Source organism: Mailhella massiliensis (genome assembly GCF_020741395.1).
Lineage (GTDB): Bacteria > Desulfobacterota > Desulfovibrionia > Desulfovibrionales > Desulfovibrionaceae > Mailhella > Mailhella massiliensis_A.
The window spans coordinates 16,329-38,711 of record NZ_DYZA01000030.1; the positions used below are offsets into that span (position 1 = coordinate 16,329).

15 protein-coding genes are annotated in these 22,383 nt (G+C 54.8%); all 15 read left to right on the forward strand.

Annotated elements, in window-relative coordinates:
* Window positions 1–33: 33 nt before the first annotated feature.
* Window positions 34–5,307 carry a non-ribosomal peptide synthetase gene (locus K8W16_RS01695; protein ID WP_304120600.1) on the forward strand — a complete coding sequence of 1,758 codons (5,274 nt, stop codon included), beginning with the start codon at window positions 34–36 and terminating at the stop codon, window positions 5,305–5,307.
* Between the two features lie 82 nt (window positions 5,308–5,389).
* Entirely contained in the window at window positions 5,390–6,148 is a 759-nt protein-coding gene (locus tag K8W16_RS01700) for a thioesterase II family protein (protein WP_304120601.1), read from the forward strand.
* A gap of 34 nt (window positions 6,149–6,182) precedes the next feature.
* Window positions 6,183–7,577, forward strand: coding sequence for a crotonyl-CoA carboxylase/reductase (ccrA, locus tag K8W16_RS01705; protein ID WP_304120603.1), 1,395 nt, complete (start codon window positions 6,183–6,185; stop codon window positions 7,575–7,577).
* A gap of 108 nt (window positions 7,578–7,685) precedes the next feature.
* Window positions 7,686–8,474, forward strand: a complete 789-nt coding sequence (locus K8W16_RS01710) for an outer membrane lipoprotein-sorting protein (RefSeq protein WP_304120605.1) — start codon at window positions 7,686–7,688, stop codon at window positions 8,472–8,474.
* An 11-nt stretch (window positions 8,475–8,485) separates the two neighbouring features.
* The gene (locus tag K8W16_RS01715) at window positions 8,486–9,784 is read left to right on the forward strand and encodes a DUF1302 family protein (protein ID WP_304120607.1); all 1,299 of its coding nucleotides are present in this window, start codon (window positions 8,486–8,488) and stop codon (window positions 9,782–9,784) included.
* Window positions 9,785–9,860: 76 nt separating this feature from the next.
* Window positions 9,861–12,227, forward strand: a complete 2,367-nt coding sequence (locus K8W16_RS01720; RefSeq protein WP_304120609.1) for an RND family transporter — start codon at window positions 9,861–9,863, stop codon at window positions 12,225–12,227.
* 99 nt (window positions 12,228–12,326) lie between these two features.
* Window positions 12,327–12,656: an acyl carrier protein gene (locus tag K8W16_RS01725; RefSeq protein WP_304120610.1), complete on the forward strand. Its 330-nt coding sequence runs from the start codon at window positions 12,327–12,329 to the stop codon at window positions 12,654–12,656.
* Window positions 12,649–14,394 carry an ABC transporter ATP-binding protein gene (locus K8W16_RS01730; RefSeq protein WP_304120611.1) on the forward strand — a complete coding sequence of 582 codons (1,746 nt, stop codon included), beginning with the start codon at window positions 12,649–12,651 and terminating at the stop codon, window positions 14,392–14,394. Before K8W16_RS01725 ends, K8W16_RS01730 begins: the two co-directional genes overlap by 8 nt.
* Window position 14,395: 1 nt before the next feature.
* Entirely contained in the window at window positions 14,396–16,126 is a 1,731-nt protein-coding gene (locus K8W16_RS01735) for an ABC transporter ATP-binding protein (RefSeq protein ID WP_304120622.1), read from the forward strand.
* 202 nt (window positions 16,127–16,328) lie between these two features.
* The gene (locus K8W16_RS01740; RefSeq protein WP_304120613.1) at window positions 16,329–17,213 is read left to right on the forward strand and encodes an AraC family transcriptional regulator; all 885 of its coding nucleotides are present in this window, start codon (window positions 16,329–16,331) and stop codon (window positions 17,211–17,213) included.
* Window positions 17,214–17,310: 97 nt separating this feature from the next.
* Window positions 17,311–19,434, forward strand: coding sequence for a TonB-dependent receptor (locus tag K8W16_RS01745; protein WP_304120615.1), 2,124 nt, complete (start codon window positions 17,311–17,313; stop codon window positions 19,432–19,434).
* A gap of 133 nt (window positions 19,435–19,567) precedes the next feature.
* Window positions 19,568–20,254, forward strand: a complete 687-nt coding sequence (locus K8W16_RS01750) for a MotA/TolQ/ExbB proton channel family protein (RefSeq protein ID WP_304120617.1) — start codon at window positions 19,568–19,570, stop codon at window positions 20,252–20,254.
* A gap of 1 nt (window position 20,255) precedes the next feature.
* Window positions 20,256–20,708 carry an ExbD/TolR family protein gene (locus K8W16_RS01755; RefSeq protein ID WP_304120618.1) on the forward strand — a complete coding sequence of 151 codons (453 nt, stop codon included), beginning with the start codon at window positions 20,256–20,258 and terminating at the stop codon, window positions 20,706–20,708.
* A 29-nt stretch (window positions 20,709–20,737) separates the two neighbouring features.
* The gene (locus K8W16_RS01760) at window positions 20,738–21,445 is read left to right on the forward strand and encodes an energy transducer TonB (RefSeq protein WP_304120620.1); all 708 of its coding nucleotides are present in this window, start codon (window positions 20,738–20,740) and stop codon (window positions 21,443–21,445) included.
* A gap of 152 nt (window positions 21,446–21,597) precedes the next feature.
* A protein-coding gene (locus K8W16_RS01765; RefSeq protein WP_303899072.1) for an IS5 family transposase occupies window positions 21,598–22,364 on the forward strand; the annotation gives its coding sequence in 2 pieces (ribosomal slippage) (window positions 21,598–21,958 and window positions 21,958–22,364; 768 coding nt in all).
* Window positions 22,365–22,383 lie beyond the last annotated feature (19 nt).

Consider the following 22,383-nt stretch of genomic DNA (forward strand, 5'->3'; position numbering starts at 1 on the left):
TGTCCATCACCATTTCGTACAAGGTATCGAAGAATGCAGAAAGACGCTCCCATGTTCCCCGGAGGCATCAGCCTTTCGGAAGAGCAGGAATCCCTTCTGGCCATGTTTCTGGAAAAGGACGATTTCATCCTTGAGGGAAAGGATGAGAAGACGCCCGTCATCATTCCCCGTCCTGAAGACAGATATAAACCTTTCCCCCTTACCGACATACAGCTTGCCTACATGATAGGCAGGGAAAACGGCTCGCTTGGGGCAAGCAATGTTTCAAGTCACGTCTATTTCGAGATGGACACCGAAGATCTGGATGTCGAGCGCTATACCAACGCCTGGCGCAAGATCGTGGCGCGACACGACATGATGCGCTGCGTCATTTACAAGACAGGTCAGCAGCAGATTCTCGAGCAGGTACCGCCTTTTGAGGTGAAGTACTTCGACCTTTCCGGGAAGACGGAGGAGGAGCGTCAGCGTGTGCTGATGGAAATCCGCGATGAACTGCGCCAGAAAATAAAGCCCGTGGATGTCTGGCCCATGTATGACGTCTATGTTTCCCGCATCGACGAACATACCTTCCGTATGCATGTCAGCCTTGAGGGGCTGAATGCCGACGTGCTCAGCCTGCCGCTCATGATGAAGGAACTCCAGGCCTTCTATAACGATCCGTCACTGACGCTGCCTGAACTGGAACTGACTTTCCGTGACTATGTACTGTCTCTGGAGGAGCGTCGTAGTATGGAGTCCTACCGGCAGGCAAGGCAGTACTGGCTCGACCGCATTCCCACCCTTTCCCCTGGGCCGCGTATGCCGGTGCTGAAGGAGGAGCATGTGGGTGAACCCGTGAGCAGGCCGCTGGAGGGACATCTTGATTCCGGTCGCTGGAGCAGACTGAAGGAGTACGGCACGAAAATAGGCCTGTCGCCTACGAGTATACTGCTGGCCGTATTTTCCGAAGTGCTCCGCCGATGGAATGCGGAGCGTAACTTCTGCCTGAATCTGACGCTTTTCAACAGACTTCCCCTGCACAGGGAAATCAACGACATCATCGGCGATTTTACCGACACGCTTCTTCTGGAAGTGCGCGACGATCCTGATGCGAGCTTTGAAAAACGTGCCCTTGCCCTGCGTGATCGTCTCTGGAGCGATCTTGACAACAGGCAGTTCGGCGGCGTGGATGTTCTGCGGGAACTCAATCGTGGTCGTTCCGCCTCGGAACAGGTATATCTTGAGGTGGTGTTCACCAGTACCTTCCTGCTCGGCGACTACGGCGACAGTCTTGAGGGTATGATGTTCGACGGACATCCTGTGAAAAAGATATTCACTTCCAGTCAGACGCCTCAGCTTCTTCTTGACCATCAGGTTTATGAATCGGCGGGTCAGCTCAATATTCACTGGGACGTGCGTGCGGAATACTTCCATGAAGGTTTTCTGGAAAGCATGATGGATGCGTATGTGAACCTGCTTGAACGACTGTCCGATGACGAATCGCTCTGGAAGCGGAAGGAGGTCGTGCAACTTCCCATGGGGCAGAAGAAGGCAAGAGAGGCTTACAACAATACGGCAACTTCCGTGAGTGTGCAGTACATGCATACGCTCTTTACGGAAAGCGTTCGGAAATGGCCCGACAGACAGGCCGTGTCCGCTCCGGACATGACGCTTACCTATCGGGATCTTGCCGGGCGCGTCCAGGAGGCGGCAAAGCTTATCGACGGCAGGGTGGCCCCAGGAGAGCTAGTGGCCGTCCTCATGGAAAAGGGCTGGGAACAGGTGGTGGCCGTACTTGCAGTGCAGTTTGCCGGAGCGGCATATCTTCCTCTCGATCCCGACATGCCCGGGGAGAGGCTCACGGACATACTCGACGATGCAGATGTGCGTTGGGTGTTCTCGCAGTCGCATCTGAAGGAAAAATTCGGCGATTCTGCCGGGCGTCACATGGTCTTTGTGGATACGCTCCCCGAAGGCAATGCGGAGGAACTCTGCACCCGTACGCCCGTGCAGAAGATTTCCGACCTTGCCTATGTCATCTATACCTCGGGTTCAACGGGAAAGCCCAAAGGCGTCATGATAAGCCATAAGGCGGCAGTCAATACGATTCTGGACATAAATGCCCGTTTTCATGTGGGACCGCAGGACAGGGTGATAGCGCTGGCCAATCTCGGCTTTGACCTTTCGGTGTGGGATATTTTCGGAACACTGGCTGCCGGCGGCGCCATAGTCATGCCCGACTCTGTACTTCTTCGGGAACCGGCCCACTGGCTGGATGTGGTTAACAAAGAACAGGTAACGGTATGGAATACCGTTCCTGCTATGATGAAAATGCTCGTGGACTACAAGGATGCGCTTCACGGCAGTAACAAGGGTACACTGAGGCTCGTGCTGCTCTCCGGTGACTGGCTGCCGGTGGATCTGCCGGACCGCATCCGTGCACATTACGAGGCTGAGGTTGTAAGTCTGGGAGGTGCGACAGAAGCGTCCATCTGGTCCATCTTCTATCCCGTGGGAGAAGTGAATGGATCTCTTGGAAGTATCCCCTATGGTTATCCTCTGGCAAACCAGAGCTTCCATGTCCTTGACGAGTTCATGAAAGTATGCCCCGACTATGTCCCGGGAGATCTGTACATAGGCGGTGTGGGCCTTTCTGAGGGATACTGGCATGACCAGGAGAAGACGGAACATTCCTTTGTCCTGCACCCCGTCACCGGCGAGAGACTCTACCGCACGGGAGACAGGGGCTATTTCCATCCCGAAGGCTATATCGTCTTCCTCGGCAGAGAAGACAATCAGATAAAGCTCAACGGATTTCGCGTGGAGCTGGGGGAAATAGAACATGCGCTGCTCCGGCATCCCGATATCCGCGAGGCCGTGGTGCAGACATACGGCGACAAAAAAAATCCTCGTGTGGCTGCGTACTTCACGAGCCGTGGAAACGATGCTCTGCACAGTCGCCGTGCTGTGGAATGGAAGGACGCCGACGCCATGTGGGAAACGGTTTCCCGTATCGACGAGAACATCGCGGGCATTGCGGAAGAACGCCGGCGCAAGGATTACGAAAAGAACATGAGCGTGGGCGCGGCGTTGTATGAGGCCGCCGTGCAGGCTTCCCTCCACGAACTCGGTGTGTACAGGGAAGAAGGAGAAAGCTGCACAGTGGAGGATATCCTCCGCATGACGGGCATACGCCCCCGCTACGGGCGCTGGCTGAAAAGAGCGCTCCTCAATCTTGAGGAAGCGGGCTTTCTTTCCCGCCATGGCGAACATTTCCGCCTGGAAAAGCCCTTTGCCTTCACCTCCGCACAGGCCGTACAGAATGCCTTTTCCGGTTCCGGGCTCGGCTTCATCGCCTCGGAGGCGAAAAGCATGACGGATCTTCTGCTTGAGAAGCGCCATTCCGCAGAAGTGTATGCCTCGGGCAGCGTCAAGGGACTCTACGGCGCCGTGTTCCGTTATTCCTATCAGATCATCCGTGATGCGGTGGCGGCCATGGCGGAGGATCATCCTTTGAACATTCTGGAGGTCGGCGGCGGTCACGGCGGAGCGACGAGTGCGGTTCTGCCCGTCCTCCCCGATACGACGAAAGGCTTCTGCTTTACCGATATTTCGCGTTATTTTCTTCAGAATGCGGAAGAAAAATTCGGAGCACGGCCGTTTTTCCAATGCCGTCTCTTCGACCTTGACGAAGATCCTGTGGTGCAGGGTTTTGCGCTTCATTCCTTCGACGTCATCATCGCTGCAAGTGTGCTGCATGACGTGAAGCGGGTGGCTCCCTCCCTGGCGGCTCTTCGCAGGCTGCTCAAGCCCGGTGGAGTGATGTTTATCATCGAGCAGACCATATTCTACAAGGATCACGATATCACCATGGGGCTTCAGCAGGGCTTCGACGTGTTCGAGGATACGGAGCTCAGACCTCTGCATCCTTTGCTCGACGGCAACCAGTGGGAAGAGCAGCTCAGGCTTGCCGGTTTTGACGGCGTGCGGCAGTGCCGTACCGTGGACGGTGCAGAGCAGAACGTCATCATCGCCCGCGCACCGCTGGAAGTGTGGGAATTTGAGCCTGAAAAAATGGAAGCTTTCCTGCGCGAACGACTGCCCTCGTACATGATTCCCTCGACCTTTGTGGAGATGGAAGCTATTCCGCGCAATCGCTCCGGCAAGACGGATCGCAAGGCACTGCCCGTGCCGGAAGCCGGTATTGTGCAGAACAGAACGGTGCGTCCGCCGGAGAACGACGTGCAGAAGCGTCTGGCCCGCATGTGGGCAGCCGTACTTCAGGTCGGTGAACCGGGTTTGGACGACAGCTTTTTTGAACTCGGTGGTGACTCTTTGCTGGCTACCGTGCTTATAGCCCGTATTCATGAGGAATTCGGCGTTGAGCTCGGCGTGCAGGAGTTGTATTCGCTGAATACTCTGGAGCAGATGGCCGCGCATGTGTCCGGTCCCGGCACGGCCGGACAGGTGCTGCTGCCTATGCAGGAAAACGGCAGGAATAAGGTGTGGATAGGCATTGCCGAAGGCCGGGGCCGCGTGGGCGAGATTTTCTCCGACTTTGCCCGTGCCTGCCGGGATGAAGCGGACTTCTACGGCTGTATCCTTCCGGGTAAAGACGACAGAAGCGTTGAGCCGCTGCGTACGGTGGAAGAACTTGCGGCTTACTGGGCACAAGGTGTGCTGGATCTTTTACGCCGCAGGCCGGGCATACGCATTTCCATTGCGGGCTTCTGCGTTGGCGGGATGCTGGGGTATGAACTGGCGGTGCAGCTTGAGCGGCAGGGCGTACAGGTGGAGCATCTGCTTGCCTTCGACACGGGCGCGCCGGGCGCGGCCTTCTCCCACAAGCTCAGTCTGCTCTTTATGTATCTGGGCACCTATTTTCTGCCCATGAACATCTATTCCGGTCTTGAGAAGGATCCCATCCTCTGCGTGCTGAAGCAGCCTGACGTCGTTCCCGATGCCATGGAGCTGAAAGCGCTCATGGCCATGAGCCTGGATGACTGCATAAGAACCATATTCGACTACGTCACTTCGCACAAGCTGCTCTCCGACGAGATATCCTTCGAGGACTTCGTTCATCAATACAGGCTGTTTGAGGCTACCGTAGGTTCCGCCAAGACCTATACGCCGAATCCCTACCACGGCACGCTGACGTACTTTTTCGCCACGGATCTTCTTCAGGGTATTCCCGACCCGAGGCCCTTCTGGAGAACCATGCCCGCAAAGCGTGTGGAAGTCATCGATGTGCCGGGCAATCACTTTAACTGCATATTGGGAGAACATGTTCCCGGTATCATGCGGATCATACGCGATTTGAAGCCGTAAGGCGGCAGAACCGCCATCGGCCGGATGAGAGCCGTCGTTCCGGCAGTTTCGGATTTCCGGAACGACGGCCATGGAGAAAAGCGTGCTGAATAGTGAAGAGAATTTGAGCTGGGTGCGTTTTTTCAGACAAGCTCCCGACGAAAGGGTGAGACTGTTCTGCTTTCCTTTTGCGGGAGGAGGCGCATCCGCATTTCTATCATGGAAGAAACTTCTGCCCGACTACATCAGCCTTGTCCCCGTACAGCTTCCCGGACATGAAGACCGTTTCGAGGAGGAGGCGATAACGGATGCGGAACGGATGTATGAGGCCATGTATGACGGTCTGCGTCCGTATTTTTCCTCCTCCATGGCCTTTTTCGGGCACAGCATGGGCGGGCTTCTGGCCTTCCAGTTCGCCCGCTATCTGCTCGGCCGCGGAGAGCCTGCGCCTGTGCATCTTTTTCTTTCCGCCGCGCCCGTGCCCATGCGACCGCCGGAAATGACCGGGGAACCCTCGGAGGAAGAGGAATTTTTGCGCCGCATACTTCAGTCGGGCACGGTGCCGGAAGCGGTGATGCTCGATGAGGAAAGCCTGCAGATCGTAAAAAAAACACTGCTCAACGACCACGAACTTCTGCTTTCCATGCTCGACGGACGGACGGATCCGCTTGCTGTGCCCTTGACGATCATGGCCGGAGAACGGGACCGGCTGGTCCCTTTGGAAAGGGCGCAGGCGTGGCGGAATTTCACCTCCGGCTCATGCAGCATGCTTACCTGGCCCGGCGGGCACTTCTATGTGCGCCGCTGGCTCGACGACATTGTCAAGGCTATAGACGAATCCCTTCTTTTGTACGTTCTATGAGGACATACTGAACTTCTACCCGACGGAACCTGCCATGAAAGCAGCATTGAAACATCTTGCGGAACTTTCGGAATCCAAGTCCGCTTCTTCCGAGGACTTTGCCCATCTCCCTCTGCCCGATACCATGAGCGCCATGACGGTGCACCGCGACGAAACGGACCTCTTCCGTGGCCTTGCCTTCCATGAAAAAGATCCCCGTCGTTCCCTGCATTATGAGGAAGTGCCGCTTCCCGAAGTGGGGCCGAATGAGGTTCTGGTGGCGGTGATGGCTTCGGCACTCAATTTCAACAACGTCTGGTCATCGCTGTTTGAGCCGTCTCCCGGATTCAACTATATCGGCGAGTATTCGAGATACTCTCCGGTCAATGCCAAGCATAACCTTGACTATCACATACTCGGTACCGACGGAGCGGGGGTCGTGGTTCGTACCGGTACCGCAGTTACGCGCTGGAAGCCCGGGGATCGCGTCATGATTTTCGGCCCCACCTGTGACGTTTCCTCTCCTGAAGTGTTTGACGACGAAATACGCGATCCGCATCTCATGGCGTATGGCTTTGAGACCAATTTCGGCTCGTTCGCAGATTTCACGCTGGTCAGGGAGCATCAGCTTCTGCCCAAGCCTGAGCACCTCACCTGGGTGGAGGCAGCTTCCATGACGCTGGTGGCCACGACGACCTACAGGATGCTTGTTTCCCGGAACGGGGCTCAGATGAGCCAGGGAGACAACGTGCTCATCTGGGGGGCTTCCGGGGGACTAGGTACCTTTGCCATACAGTTCGTTCTGAACGGCGGAGGTATTCCCGTGGGCGTGGTTTCCAGCGAAGAGAAGGCCGCCATGGTGCGGAAAATGGGGTGCGAGCGTGTCATCGTGCTTCCCCGCGATCATGGGGAAGACCGCTTCCTTGATGAGAACGGACATACGAAAAACAGGCAGATCCTCAGGCTCAAGGCCCAGATACGGAAACTCACCGGAGGCGAGGATCCCGATATCGTCTTTGAACATACGGGCCGTTCCACCTTTGCCGCCAGCGTGGCTGTGGCCCGTCCCGGCGGCAAGATCGTGACCTGCGGTTCCACCTCGGGCTATGACCATGTTTTCGATAACCGCTATCTGTGGCAGACCGTGAAGCACATCATAGGTTCTCACGCAGCGAACTATTATGAGGCGGTGCAGACCGCAAGACTCATCGGCAAGGGCTTTCTGTACCCTACGCTTTCCCGTGTCTTTCCCCTTGCGGAAGGGGCTGAGGCTTTTTCCATGCTCCATAAGGGGACGCACATGGGCAAGCTCGGTTTTCTCAACATCGCCCCGGAGGAGAGCATGGGAATCCGGGATCATGAGCTCCGGGAAAAAGTCGGAGAGGAGAAGATACGTCTGTTCCGCCGGGACGGCGAGCCGCGTCCGGCAGGGCAGTGCGCCGTGGCCTGAAAAAAAAGAGGGTATCTGCAATAATTTAACTTGAAAATGATTTTCAACTTCATTATGTACATGTGCGGAGCGTTTTTCCGCAGGTACGGAAAAACAGGAGGATATCTCATGCATTGCAGTATTCGGGGTATGCTGGCAGCGCTTGCGCTCTTGCTGCTTGTGACGCCTTTGTCGGCGAAAGCGGAAGAACTGACCGGAACGGATGTGATCACGAAAATGAGGATGCGCCCCGACGGGGAAGACCGGAAGGGCACCGTCAGCATGACTCTTGTCAACAGGCGCGGCGCAAAACGCGTGCGGGTCATGGAACAGGTAGCCAAGGACTACGGCATGGACAGGAAGGCGATCATCGTCTTCAACGAACCTGCGGACGTGCGCGGAACCAGGTTTCTTTCCTGGACATACGACGAACCCGGCAGGGACGACGATAAATGGCTCTACATTCCTTCCATGAAAAAAGTACGCCGCATCAGCGGCGCGGCGAACAACGACTTCTTCATGGGCAGCGACTTCACCTATGACGATATTGACATGGGCAGGCGCAACATCAGCAAGGACACCCATACCTATCTGGGAGAGGAGAGCCGCGGTTCCTACGAGTGCTGGAAGGTGGAATCCGTCCCTGTGGACAAGGATGATCCCGTCCGCCGCCGCGTGCTGTGGGTGGACAAGAAGACCTGCATCCCCGTGTATCTGGAATACTATACGGACAAAGGGCTTTCCCGCGTGTATGAGGTGCTCGAACTTCAAAAGCAGCAGGGGTTCTGGAACGTGAAAAGCTCCAGAATGCGCAATCTGGAGACAGAGCATCAGACGCTTATGGAGTTCGGCCCCTTTGTCTATGATCGCGGCGTGGACGACAATCTCTTTCAGGTCGCGGTGTTGCAGCGCGGCTGATGCCTGGCGTCATGTATTGCAGAAGTATATTGCTTTCCGTCCTTTTGCTGCTGCCCCTCCTCCCCTGTCGTGCGCTTGCGGATACGGCCGGGGAGGAGGGGGTATCGTCGCGTCCGAATGCCGTTTCCGCCTTCTGGAACGAGCACTTCAGCTCCACCGGATGGATTGAGCTTGTGCAGTCCATGCGCACCTACGCTCCGCATGACGAGGTGACCTCCCGCGTGCACGGGCGGCTGGAGGTTTCGGGCAATGTCGGCACCTTCAACGGATTTCTTTCTCTTGATGCGGAAAAGAACTGGACCATTCCGGCTCTCGACGGGCTTTCCGTCCGCGAGGCATGGCTTGAGCATGTCGGTTCCGGCTGGGATCTGCGCGTGGGGCGGCAGCTCATCATCTGGGGCAAGGCGGACGGCGTACGCATTACGGACAATGTCTGTCCTACGGATTTTTCCGACTATCTCAACAGAAACATCGACGAGATGCGCATTCCCGTCACCGCGGCCAAGCTCAGGTTCCTCAGCAATACGCTGATTACGGAACTCATATGGATACCGGAGTTCAGGCCCGCAAAGCTTGCAACGGGAAACAATCCCTGGGCGCTGGAGAGATCCTTCTCTTCTGCTCTGCCGGTGAGGACGTACGGCCCGGAGGAACCTTCTTCCTGGTCTCTGGAGGACAGCGAGTTCGCCCTGCGCGTTTCATCCTACATGGCGGGCTTCGACGTATCCCTTTCCGCCTTCTATACCTGGGACGATACGGCGGCCTCTTCCGTGTCCGTGCGCAATATGGGCGGAGAAAGGCGGGAAATCGTCATGGAGCAGGATTATCACAGGATCCTGATTTACGGTTTCGACTTCGCCAGACCTTGGTCGGACTTCGTGTTCCGGGGGGAAGCCGCCTACTTTCAGGGAAGGCGCCTTTCCACATCGGCCGGAGGCAGTGAAAGTCACGACGTGCTCAAGTATCTGGCCGGCGTGGACTGGAGCCCCGGCGGCAACTGGAGCGTGACCGCACAGCTCTTGGACGAGTTCATCATGAATTACGACAGGGCGCTTGTCGCAGAGGAACACAGCCCGCAGGCCACGTTCAATATTTCCAGAACCTTTTTCAACGAACAGCTTACCGTTTCCGACATGATCTACGTTTCCCTGAATGACGGGGAGTTTTTCAACCGTCTGCAGGCGGCGTATGAGCTTGCCGACGGCATGGAACTCACCGTCGGCTGGGATAGGTTCTACGGAGATGACGGTTCGTATGGTGTCTACCGGCGTAACTCCCAGATATGGGGAAAGCTGCGCTTTAGTTTTTAACGAGGTGCCGCGCAGCCCACCTGAAGTTGCAGGCATGAAGTCCGCATGGCCGGAGCGCGGTGCAAGTGAGGGATATATGCTGAATATCGAGGCTATTAACGAAAGATTTGTTGCATTCAGCAAGGTGATTCTGAAATTCAGGGCGCTCATTCTTGTGGCCATGGTCCTGATTCTGGCGATTTCCTTTTATGGGCTGAAGCAGCTCAAATCCGATACGGATGATTCTCACTACTTCAACGAGGGGGACGAGCTTCTGCTGGCCAAGGATTACATGGCCTCCATATTCGGCAACGACAATTTCTGCGCCGTTCTTGTTCATGTGGACAATGTGTTCACGCCGCGCGTGCTGGCGGGTATTCGTGAAATGGGAAGGGAACTGAAAGCAAAGGTGCCGTATGTGGACGACGTGATTTCCGTGACGGACATGGAGTTCACGCGGGGCGACGAGGATGGGCTCGACGTGTCCGATATTGTGCCTGATCCTATTCCCGAAGATCCCGCACAGCTTGCGGAAATACGCGAGGCGATCATGGCGAAGCCCTCGCTCAGAAATCAGATCGTTTCCGAGGACGGCCGCTATGCATGGATCATGGTGCGCCTCATGCATATTCCCTCCGGTACCGTGGACGAACACGGCGAGTTCATCGAAATGGTCATAGGCCGTACGGTCAACGAGATCACCGGACAGGAGAAATACGCCTGGATGAACCCGGAAACCACAGGCTGGCCGGTCATCAACCTGGAAAAGCGCGATTTTATGGCCGGAGAAATGCCGAAACTCATAGGGCTTTCCCTGCTGTCCATCATTCTTGTGCTCGCCCTTGTGCTCCGCAGCATCCGGGGCGTTATTTTTCCCGTCTTCCTTGCCGGAGCCGGGCTTTCCATCGTGCTCGGCATACAGGGGCTTCTCGGCGTGGCGACGGATCCCATGGTCATGCTCATGCCGATATTCCTCAGCATTTCCATGGCGATATGTTATTCTTTGTATTTCATCAACTTCTTCCGATGGGAGTTTCAGAAGAAGGGCGATCGGTTGTGGGCTCTGGAGCACGCTGTAGGAGAAACCGGCTGGCCAATCTTCTTCAGCGCCTTTACCACCATGGCTTCGCTGCTCTCATTCTGCTTCGTGAATCTGCGTCCGGTAAGCTGGGTTGGCATGACCTCCGCATCCATGACCATGCTGCTTTATGTGCTTACCATTGTGCTTCTGCCCGTACTTTTTTCCTTCGGGGGAGACAAAAAGGAGAAGGGGGCGCAGATTGTCGTAAAAAAAGTTCCGCTCGATAGGCTCATGGAGTGGATGGGCAGCCATGTGCTTCAGCATCCCCGCATCGTTTTCACCGTTGCCGCGATTGCTCTGATGGCTTCGGTTGCGGGTCTTTTCCGCGTGGAGGTAGCGTTTGATCTGCGTCGTTCCTTCGGTACCGAGGTTCCCTATATCGACCGCATCTGCCGCATCAGTGAAACGCCCCTCGGCTCCCTGTATTCCTTTGGCGTGGGCATAGAGTTTCCGAATCCTGACGAGGCCCGTCTCCCCGAAAATCTCAGGAAACTGGAAATCCTGACCGAGCGCATCCGTGAGTTCCCGCTGACCAAGAAGGTGCACAGCGTGCTTGATGTGGTGAAGGATCTCAATCAGGTGCTTAATGCGGGAAATCCTGAAAGCTACACCATACCCCAGACACGAGAGGAAATAGCGCAGGTGCTGCTTCTTTATGAGAACGCCGGAGGCACCGAGGCAGAGCGCTGGATAGACTATGAATACCGCCGCCTTCGCGTGATGATAGAAATTGACGACTACAACTCCGGCGAGGCGGTGAGGGAACTTGAGAGCATACGCACCCTTGGTGCGCAGCTTTTTCCCGACGCGAAGATCATTCTCACCGGTACGCTCTGTCAGTTCACGCAGATTCAGGATTATGTGAGCTGGGGACAGGTGCAGTCCATCTTCATTTCCATGCTGGTCATATCCCTGCTCATGGCGGCGGTTTTCGGCAGCCTGAAAATCGGCCTCATCGCCATGATTCCCAATATTCTTCCCGCATTTTTCGTCTGTGCGGTGATGGGGTTCTTCAATATTCCTCTTGATATGATGACGGTGACGGTCATTCCCATGATACTCGGGCTTGCCGTGGACGATACCATTCATTTCATCAATCACTGCCAGCTTGAGTTCATGCGTACCGGAAACTATCGGGAAAGCATACGCATTACCTTCAGGAGCACGGGTAAGGCCATGCTGCTTACATCATCCATTCTGTGTCTGAGTTTTTCCGCATACATGTTTTCAAAAATGATCATTTTCGTGCATATGGGCATACTGGTGTTCATAGGTATTTTGGCAGCGTTTCTTTCCGATTACTTCATCACCCCCAACCTTATTGTGCGTCTTAGAGTTTTTGGGGAAGAACGCAATTCAGAAGTATCCGGATCTGAAAGATGACAGAGTGAACGGTGAGGGATATCCGCCCCACTTTTTTTCCGGATGCGGAATGGACGGATGGCTGAAATTTTCAATGGAAAAAGTTCAAGGAGTGCTGATATGTCCGTGGAGTCCCGACTCAATGAACTTATAGCTGATCACTTCAGAATTTCCGTGGAATCTGTTCAGAGGACAACGGATTTCTATACGGATTTGGAGGCGGATGTGCTTGATCTGCCGGAGCTGGCCATGGAGGTGGAAAAAACCTTCTCCATTGCGCTCGACAGCCGTATTATGGAGAACGTGAAAACCGTGGAAGATATGACTGAATATGTACAGGAGTGCCTGGAAAGAAAACGGCAGGAACTTGCGCTGGCGCTTTGTGAGGCGAAAGCCCGCATGGATGCAGTCATGCATATGACGGAGCGTTGCGGAGGGGCTGATGAATAACGGAATGCAGATATTATGCTCTCTGCCCGATGAGGCCGGCCGGCGCAGACTGATGCTTTCCGGCGTGCTTGCCGTGGCCGGAGCGCTGTTCAGCCTTCTGCCCATGATGGGGCTCTATCTCATGCTGAAGGCTCTTCTGACGGAACCTGCCGATGTCGCGGGAGCGTTCCGCGGAGTGGGGGTGGCTGTCGCGGGGATCTTTCTTCAGGTCGTGTTTCATGCCCTTTCCACCAGACTGTCGCACAGGGCGGCCTTTGATACGCTCCATGCCGTGCGCCGGGACATACTTCACAGGCTTTCCCGTGTTCCTCAGGGGGTGCTGGATGAGAGTTCCGCAGGCAGGCTCAAGAGTCAGATTTTCGACGACGTGGAAAAGCTTGAGATGTTTTACGGGCATCACTACCCTGAAATCATAGGTAATCTCCTTGTTCCCGTGTGCATGATCGCCGTGGTTTTCTTCATGGACTGGCGCATAGGGCTTTCGCTTCTTGCTCCCATTGTCATCTATGCGGCGTGCCTGGGAGCCATGGGCAGGCTTGCCGCGAGAAATTTTCCTCTCATGGAGGTCTCCGGCCAGAAGCTGAATGCGAGCCTTGTGGAATATGTGCGCGGCATGAAGGAAATACGCATGTTCGGGGGGGTCAGGAGCTGGAAGCGTTTTGAACATGCGGCGGAAGAATATTGTGACTTCATGCGGCAATGGTTTGCCGACTGCCGGCACGGCATGACGGTGAATACCATCGTCATGAGTTCAGGGATTGTTTTTGTCTTTCCTGTAGCGGGCTGGCTCTTCGTCACGGGAAGAACCGATGCCCCCTCCATGCTGTTCTATTTGTTCGCGGCGCTCTGTTACGCGGCGCCTCTTACCAGAATAGGACGCTATGGTGACGAAATGAACATCTGTATGCAGGTGGGAGCCCGTCTTTTCCGGCTTTTGTCCATGGAAGAACTCCCTCAGGGGTCGCGGACACAGCTTCCTGAACGCTTTGACGTGGAGTTCTGCAACGTGTCTTTTTCCTATGGAGAAAAAAAAGTCTTCCACAGACTTTCCTTCACCGCCGAGGCCGGAAGTGTGACGGCCCTGGTGGGCCCCTCCGGCGGCGGCAAGAGTACTGCCGCGAGACTGGTGGCGAGGTTCTGGGATGTTGAGGAAGGCGCCATACGCATAGGAGGCGTGGATATCCGTTCCCTTACGACGGAAGCGCTGGCCTCTACGGTGGCTTTCGTTACGCAGAACAATATCGTGTTCGAGCGCAGCGTACTTGAGAACATACGCCTTGGAAAACCCGATGCATCCATGGCGGAAGTGGAGGAAGCCGCCCGGGCCGCACTCTGTCATGACTTCATCATGTCCCTTCCTCAGGGGTACGATACCGTGCTAGGGGCCGGGATATCGGTGTCGGGCGGCGAACGTCAGCGCATCGCCATAGCAAGGGCGCTTTTGAAGAACGCTCCCGTGCTCATTCTGGACGAAGCTACGGCATACTGCGATCCCGATAATGAAGATGAACTTCAGAAGGCTCTCTCGGCACTGGTGAAAGGAAAAACCGTGCTGGTCATCGCGCACAGACTCAGAAGTGTGATGGATGCCAGCAGGATCATTGTGCTCTGCAATGGAAATATTGAGGCATCGGGTACACATGCCGTCCTCATGGAGACATGCGAAGTCTATCAGAACATGTGGAAGGCGTTGGAGAGCTCTGAAAACTGGCTTGCCGGAGGAGATGAACATGATTGAGATGATACGCCGTATATTTGAACTGGCAGGCCATAGAAAAGGGCGGTTACGTTCCGCAATCTTTTTGAATATCATTCAGAACTGCTGTACCGGCTGTATATATCTTGCAGTACTTTTCGCCATAATGAAGCTTCTTGAGGGAAACTTCACCATGGATACGCTGATACGGTGCAGTCTCGGTATGATTGCGCTGCTGATTCTCCGTTATGTACTGGAGTACGTTTCCACGTCCATACAATCTTCGCTCGGCTATGAGATCATGCGAGATGTGCGCATCCGGGAGAGTCGTCGTCTGGCAGAACTTCCACTCGGTGTTTTTCAGGCGGAAACGGCGGGGAATCTCTCTTCCGTATTCACCAACGACATGGCCTTTGTGGAAATGCGCTGCATGGCGACGGCGGCGAATTTCATTTCCGGCATGACGTCGGTGTTCTTCCTCTCTCTTGTCATGCTGGCGATGGATCTTCGCCTTGCCTTCATGGCCATGGTGGGCTTTGTACCCGCATGGTTCGTCTATCATGCCACGGTACGTGCCTTTCGGGATGCGGGGGTGAAAAGGCAGCACATGGAACGCGGCTTCATCGGTTCCATTCTTGAATATGTATCGGGAATGGAAACCATACGTTCCTACAACATGAGCGAGCATGTCTTTGCAGCGATCAACGGCAGTCTGGAAAGATACAGGGATGCGGCCGCCGCCTATGAGCTGAAGGCTCTGCCGCCCATGACGCTGTATCAGCTTTTTGTCCGCATGGGCATGGGGTTGATTTTTCTCTGCGGGCTCATCTTTTATCTGAACGACATGATAACCCTGCCGGTATTTCTGTTTTTCGCCGTCATCAGCGGTACCTATTATCAGCCTGTGGAAGCGCTGCTCGGCGAATTCGGCATTCTGAACATCATGATGCTGAGCCTTGACCACATCGACGCGCTGCATTCGCGTCCCGTCATGCCCGATCACGGAGCCATAAGGCCGACGAGGTTCGCCCCGGGCATGAAGAACGTGGAATTCAGCTACACCCCGGACGGCAGATCCGCGCTCGACGGCTTGAGCGCGGATTTTCTGCCCGGTACGCTGAATGCCGTGGTGGGGCGTTCCGGCAGCGGCAAGACAACGCTTCTCATGTTGCTGGCGCGGTTCTGGGATGCGCGGAAGGGGCATGTAGTCATGGACGATATCGATGTGCGGGATATTCCGTCAGAAACGCTCATGTCGTCGATATCCATGGTTTTTCAGGATGTCTATCTGTTTTCCGGAAGTGTGGGCGACAATATCCGCATGGGCAGAAGCGACGCTTCATCGGAAGAGGTCGTCAAGGCGGCCATGGCAGCGGGCTGTCATGATTTCATCATGAAGCTTCCGCAAGGCTATGCCTCCCTGACGGGAGAGGGCGGCTGCACGTTTTCCGGAGGGGAGCGCCAGCGCATCGCCATTGCCAGAGCGATTCTTAAAAATGCCCCCGTCGTTCTGCTTGACGAGGCTTTTTCCAGTGTGGATCCGGAACATGCCTGGGCCATACAGCAGGGGCTTTCCTCCCTTACCCGGAACAAAACCGTCGTCATGATCGCCCACACGCTGAACCATATCCGCCATGCCGGTCAGATATTGGTTCTGGATAATGGAAAAATCGTGGAAAAAGGAAGGCATGAGGAGTTGCTGGCGCAAAACGGCATATACCGCAGACTCTGGGACCGGGAATGCGCGGTCAAATCGTGGAAGCTGGAGTCTTAGTCCTCAGAGAAAGGCGGAAGGCCGGGGGAGAGTGCAGGCATTTCCGTTTCGGTGCAAAAGAGGTTGTGGAATTCCCCGTCATGATACGGCAGAGACGACATCGGAGAGACGGTATTGCCGGGCAGAGCGGAACGGTAGCTTCAGGATGTGTTCATTAATAAAATGAAAATGAATTTCTATTTCATATTTTTGAGGAAGGCGTATGAATTCCGTTACTTCCCTTCTTGATGGTTTCGGTAATTTCGGGATTGAGATCCGCAGGTTTGAATTGAGCGGTGGAGAAAGTTCCCTGTATGCCGCAGAAGAGTTCCGGCGGAAGCTGGGCTTCGGTTATGTTGTCGAAGGAACCATGAGGTTTCATGCAGACGGGGAATATGAGTTGCGGCAGCATACGCTCTGCGTATGGGGAGGACATATGCCCGGCGACGTTGTCGGGAGACCGCATGACGGCAGGTGTATTTTCCTTGGCATAACCGTGGACTATGAGGATATCTTCAACCTGGTCGGCGAGGAGAGGAAAAGTCTCAACCGGAAGGCGGCTTTTCTGCATGTGCATCACCGTCTTGAGCCTTTTTTTCATACCATACCGGCCTCCGTGACGGCACAGCTTCTTCTCGGACAGCTTCTCAATGTTCCCTATAAGGGCAGGCTGGGGCAGGCGTATCGTGAGATAAAGGGTATGGAGCTGATACTTGAAAACATGCAGCAGTTTTTTCTGCAGAAGGAAAACTGCTGTGAAATGTGTACCATGCACAGCAAATGTGCACGTGTGTGGCAGGTCATGCGTGAAAATCTTGAGCATCCCATGTCCATAGGCGAGCTTGCCCGAACCGTGGGCATGAGTGAAACCAGTCTGAAGCGGGCTTTCCGTGCGATGTATGGAGATTCGATATTTGCTTCTTTTCAACGGCACAGGATGTGTGAAGCCCGAAAGCTCCTTGAAGAAAGCAGCTACAGCGTAGCGGAAGTGGCCTATCGCGTAGGATATGAGTCTCCCGGGCATTTTTCCCGTGCGTTTTCCCGTTACTACGGTGTTTCTCCCACAAAATGCCGGCAGGGCGGAGAAAACAACATCCATCAGGCATGAGGCCCGATCGGGGCATTTTTTGACCTGTTAGGGTACTCTCTTTTGCCCTCCGGCTTTTTATAGTTGTTCATTATCACTTTCAGAGGAGTTGTTGCTCATGGCAAGGAAGAGAACAAGGAAGCTTGCGGCCGCCGCGTTCTGCGGTATGTGTATGCTGGCCGGAACTCAGACGAATGCACTGGCGGATGATCTGCTGGTACTTCCCGAGATCACCGTCACGGCAAATAAGATTGCGGAAGACCAGCAGAAGGTGCCTCTCAGCGTATCCGTCATCAATGAGGATGAGGTGCGGGATTCGGGCATGGAAACTCTTGACGACCTTTCCGCAAAGGTGCCCAATCTGGTGATGCCCACCGGCGGTCTGCCCATGATGAAGTTTCCCTCCATCCGTGGCTCTCAGTCCATTGCTCATTCCTATGTTCCTTCGGTTATTACCTATATTGACGACGTGCCGCTTACCAGCACTACCGCCTATGATGTCCCTCTTTACAACATAGAGTCCATCGAAGTGCTTCGTGGACCGCAGGGAACATTGTACGGCAGGAATGCCTCCGGCGGCGTCATAAAGATCATCACCAAAAAACCTGAAAATGAAATTCATGGTCAGGTTGGCGTGGAGGTCGGTACGCACAATCATGTGAAGCCGAACATCGCTCTTTCCGGTCCCATCATTGACGACAAGCTTTTTGCCAGCGGTTCCTTCCAGTTCTATAACCATCGCGGCAACGTGTGGAACGATTACACCGGTACCTATGTGGACGACCGCAGAAACTACAGCGGCCGTTTCAGCCTGCTTTTCACTCCCACGGAAGACTGGGAAATACGTCTTTCCGCAGGCATGACGAAGTACAATGAAGGCACCTTCAGTATGTATTCGCCCAACGCCTTCGCCATATACGACAAGATGTACGGACCCGAGATGACGCAGATGTATCATGACATGAACGGCGGTACCCGTACGCCGAGGCATGTCACATCCAACGACAACGGCTATAATAAAACCATGCTCAACGATCAGTCTTTGAGCATAAAGTACAATATATCGCCGGCATGGACATTTACATCTGTCACCACCAGAAGTGAAGCCGATATCCGCTTCCTCGTGGACTACGATTTCGGCCCGAATTTTCTTCCGCTTGAGTACGGTATGGCCTCTGAGGACCGCAACGACAGCGGCATGTATGACTTTGGTCAGGAATTCCGTCTCACCTACGACGAGGACGGCGTGAACGCCGTCATAGGTGCGGCCTATTCGCATATCGACCGCCGCCAGCGCTACGATTACTACAACTCCATAGGAGCCACTAATGCGCGCGACATTACCAATACCTATTCGCTCTTCAGCCAGGTGAAGGTTCCCTTTGCCGAGCGCTGGGCATTCACGATAGGCGGCAGACTGGATTATTACCATACCGGTGCGTGGGCACACGCCAAAAGGGCGGGCATGGGCATGCAGGCGCCGTATTCCGGGGATGACAGCTGGTTCAATGTGTCTCCCAAGGTTGCGCTGGAATATTCGCTTACGGAAAACAACATGCTCTATGCCAGCTTCTCCGAAGGCTACAAGGCGGGCGGCTTCGACTCCGCCTATGCCACGCCCGGTCATGAGAAGTATGATGAAGAGCATGTGTATTCCTTTGAACTTGGTTCCAAAAATCAGTTTCTCGATAACAGTCTGCGCATGAACTTCGCAGTTTTTGCCAACAAGTACAACGGAATGCAGGTGGAAAAGTTCACCTCAGGCATGAGCGGTTATATTGACAACGCAGGTAACCCTTGGGCTTTTGGTGCAGAAGGCGAAATCTCCTGGATGGTGCTGCCCGGCCTCGAACTTTTTGCGAACGTGGGCTACACGCATTTACGTTTCGACGACATTACCGACGATTTGTACGGCAGGCTGAACAGAAATCGTGTGCCCTATGTGCCGGAATGGACCTACAGCGTTGGTGCTTCCTACCGTCATGAATCCGGTTTCTATACTCGTGTAGACGCAACCGGAGCTACCAAGTCATACCTCAACATTGATAACAGCGGCTATATTCCCTCCCATACGCTGGTCAATGCTCGTGTCGGTTATGAGTTTGACAACAATGTCGATGTGTACGCCTATGTGAACAATATCTTCGATAAGAACTACGATTATGTCCGCAGCTTCGGTGGCGCCTATTGGGTGGCTACGGAAGGTGTGAACGGCGGCGTAGGTATTTCCTATCGCTTCTAAGTTGGACGATTCGTTTGCTGAAGAGCCGGGACGGCACTCTTCCGCCCCGGCTTCAGTAAGACGGTACAGGGTATTCGGTGTTTTTTTATGTTCAGTTTCATCCGCTCTTCCGGGCGGGCAGGGAGTTTCCGTCGTGGATATGATTTTCCATGCCGTCATGCAGGCCACGCTGGTTTCCAAGCTGGTTCTGTCGCTGCTTCTGTTCATGTCGCTGGTAAGCTGGGCCTACATGCTGGGCAAGTGGCTGTGCCTGCGGAAGGTACGCAAACAGGTGCGTCATGGTCTTGATGTCATGGATTCGGACGATCTTCTGGAATCGTTGGCGGAACTGGAATGCCACGGGCGTTCGCCTCTGTACGGCATCACACGCAGAGGCGTGCGGGAATTCAACCGCATCAGCCGCACCGGGGATGCCGAGCGTCTGATGAACGACAACGTGAGAAGGGCGCTTCATTTTGGCATAGCTCACGAGATGGCCCGTCTGAGGTCTTCTCTTTCCCTTCTGGCAACGACGGCGAGCACGGCGCCGTTCATCGGGCTTTTCGGCACGGTGTGGGGCATCATGTACTCCTTCCAGTCCATAGCGGTGATGAAGAGCGTTTCCATCGCCACGGTGGCTCCGGGCATAGCCGAGGCACTCATCGCCACGGCAGTGGGGCTTTTCGTGGCCATTCCCGCCACATGGGGCTTCAACATGTTCCGGGCAAGCCTTTCCGCCATTGAAAACGAGTGCATCACCTTTGCCGGGCAGCTTCTGAACCGTATGCAGCATGAAGTAGGGCATCACGCGGGCGGCCTCAGCTTCGGAGGAGGAAAGTAGTATGGGCGGCCCGTCATCCGATGATTTCGTATCCGACATCAACGTCACGCCTCTTGTCGACGTGATGCTGGTGCTGCTCATCATTTTCATGGTGACGGCGCCCATGATGACGGAGGGGCTGGAGGTGAATCTTCCCAGGGTGGAGGTCTCGGAAACTCTGCCTGCGGAGAACGAGCACGTCATGCTCACCGTCAGGGAGGACGGCTCCGTTTTTCTTGATGAATACGAGACTTCGGCGGAAGATCTCCCTTCCTTGCTGGACGTGCACGTCGTCGCGCCGGGGAGGCGTCTTTTCATCCGCGCCGACCAACATGTGCCCTATGGTATTTTCATGAACATCATGGGGAAGATTCGCAGGGCCGGTATTCATGACGTGGGGCTGGTCACCCTTCCGGCGGAAGGTACGGGGGAAAAGGGCTCCGGTCTGGAGAACGCCGGCGGACAGGATGCATGACGATGCGCCGATGCGTCAGAACTTCCACGATGCTGCTTTCGGCGTGCATACATGTCGTGCTCTTCGGCGGGGTGTATGCTTTTTCCCGGACGGAGGATAAGGCGCCGGAAGACGAAAGTGTCTACCAGGTCGCACTGGCGGAATTCGCCGTTCCCGCCGCGCCTGCGGTGGAAAACGTCGCACCCGGACCGGAGACTGCACCTGTTCCCGAATCAGAGACTGCTCCGCCTCCGCCCCCTGAGCCGGAATCTTTGCCCGAACCGGAGAGAGCTCCCGCACAGGAGAAGTCCGCACCGGAAATCGTCAGTTCGAAAAAGAAAAAGGACCCCGTCCCGGTGCGGAAAAAGGAAACTCCGCGTCCGGCGGCGCCACGGCCCGTTCCTTCTTCCGCCCATGTGGAACAGGGGCCTGCGGCCTCCATCCCCGGCCGTATAGGCTCATTTTTGGCCTATAATACAGATCAGGTGGATCAGCGTCCTTCCATTGTGAAGCGCTCGCCAGTGGAGTATCCATCCAAGGCTCGCCGTCGTGCGGTAGAGGGAAGAGTGGTCATTCAGCTTGTTGTGGATATGGAAGGTCGTGCTCGTGAGTGTCGTGTTCATTTAGCTGAACCAGCGGGCTGGTTTGAACAGGCGGCTCTTTCTGCGGCGGAAAAAATGCGTTTTATGCCAGGGAAACTTAAAGGGAAAGCGGTCAATACCGTAGTCCTTGTACCGTTTCAGTTCTCTCTGCGCTGAAGGAGAGAACCTTACTTTTTTGCTGAAGAAAATTTCTTATATTTATGAAAAACGGACGATTCCGTCACGTCGGGGATCGTCCGTTTTTCATAGATAGTGTTTACACGAGATTTGAGTTATAAGAAGCGCATCAATTCTACAAGGATGTGCTTATGACGAATCCTCAACGCCGCCATGACATTTCAGATGCTGCATGGGCCTTATTGGAACCTCATTTACCTGGGCAAAGCGGACAATGGGGAGGTGTAGCAAAGGATAATCGCCTCTTCATCAATGCCGTCTTCTGGATATTGCGTACTGGCGCGCCGTGGCGAGATTTGCCGCCGGAATATGGCAAATGGGGAACCGTTCACCAACGCTTTATTCGTTGGCGAGACAAGCGAATATGGGAAAAACTCCTTGAAATATTGATTGATGATCCAGATTTTGAATGGTTGATGATCGATGCCAGCCATTGCAAAGTCCATCCCCATGCGGCAGGGGCCAGGGGAGGTAATCAGGGCATGGGGCACACAAAAGGGGGCTCAACAGTAAAATACACCTGGCCGTGGATGCGCATGGTATGCCGGTCAGAGTTGCTGTTACAGCGGGTACCACAGCGGATTGCACACAAGCCGTAGCCTTGATTGACGGTATTTCCGCTCAATTCTTGTTGGCGGATCGCGGATATGACAGCAATGAGATTATAGATAAAGCCATTGAGACTGGTTGCGAAATTGTTATTCCTCCCAAAAGGAATCGCAAAGCACAGCGTTGCTATGATAAGACTCTTTATCGCGTGAGGCACTTGGTGGAAAATGCTTTTCTCCATCTCAAACGGTGGCGCGGCATTGCTACTAGATACGCGAAGATGCTCTCATCGTTTGAGGCTGCCGTACAAATCCGCTGTATAGCGATATGGCTCAAGCTGTTAACTTAACTCGTGTAGACACTATCTA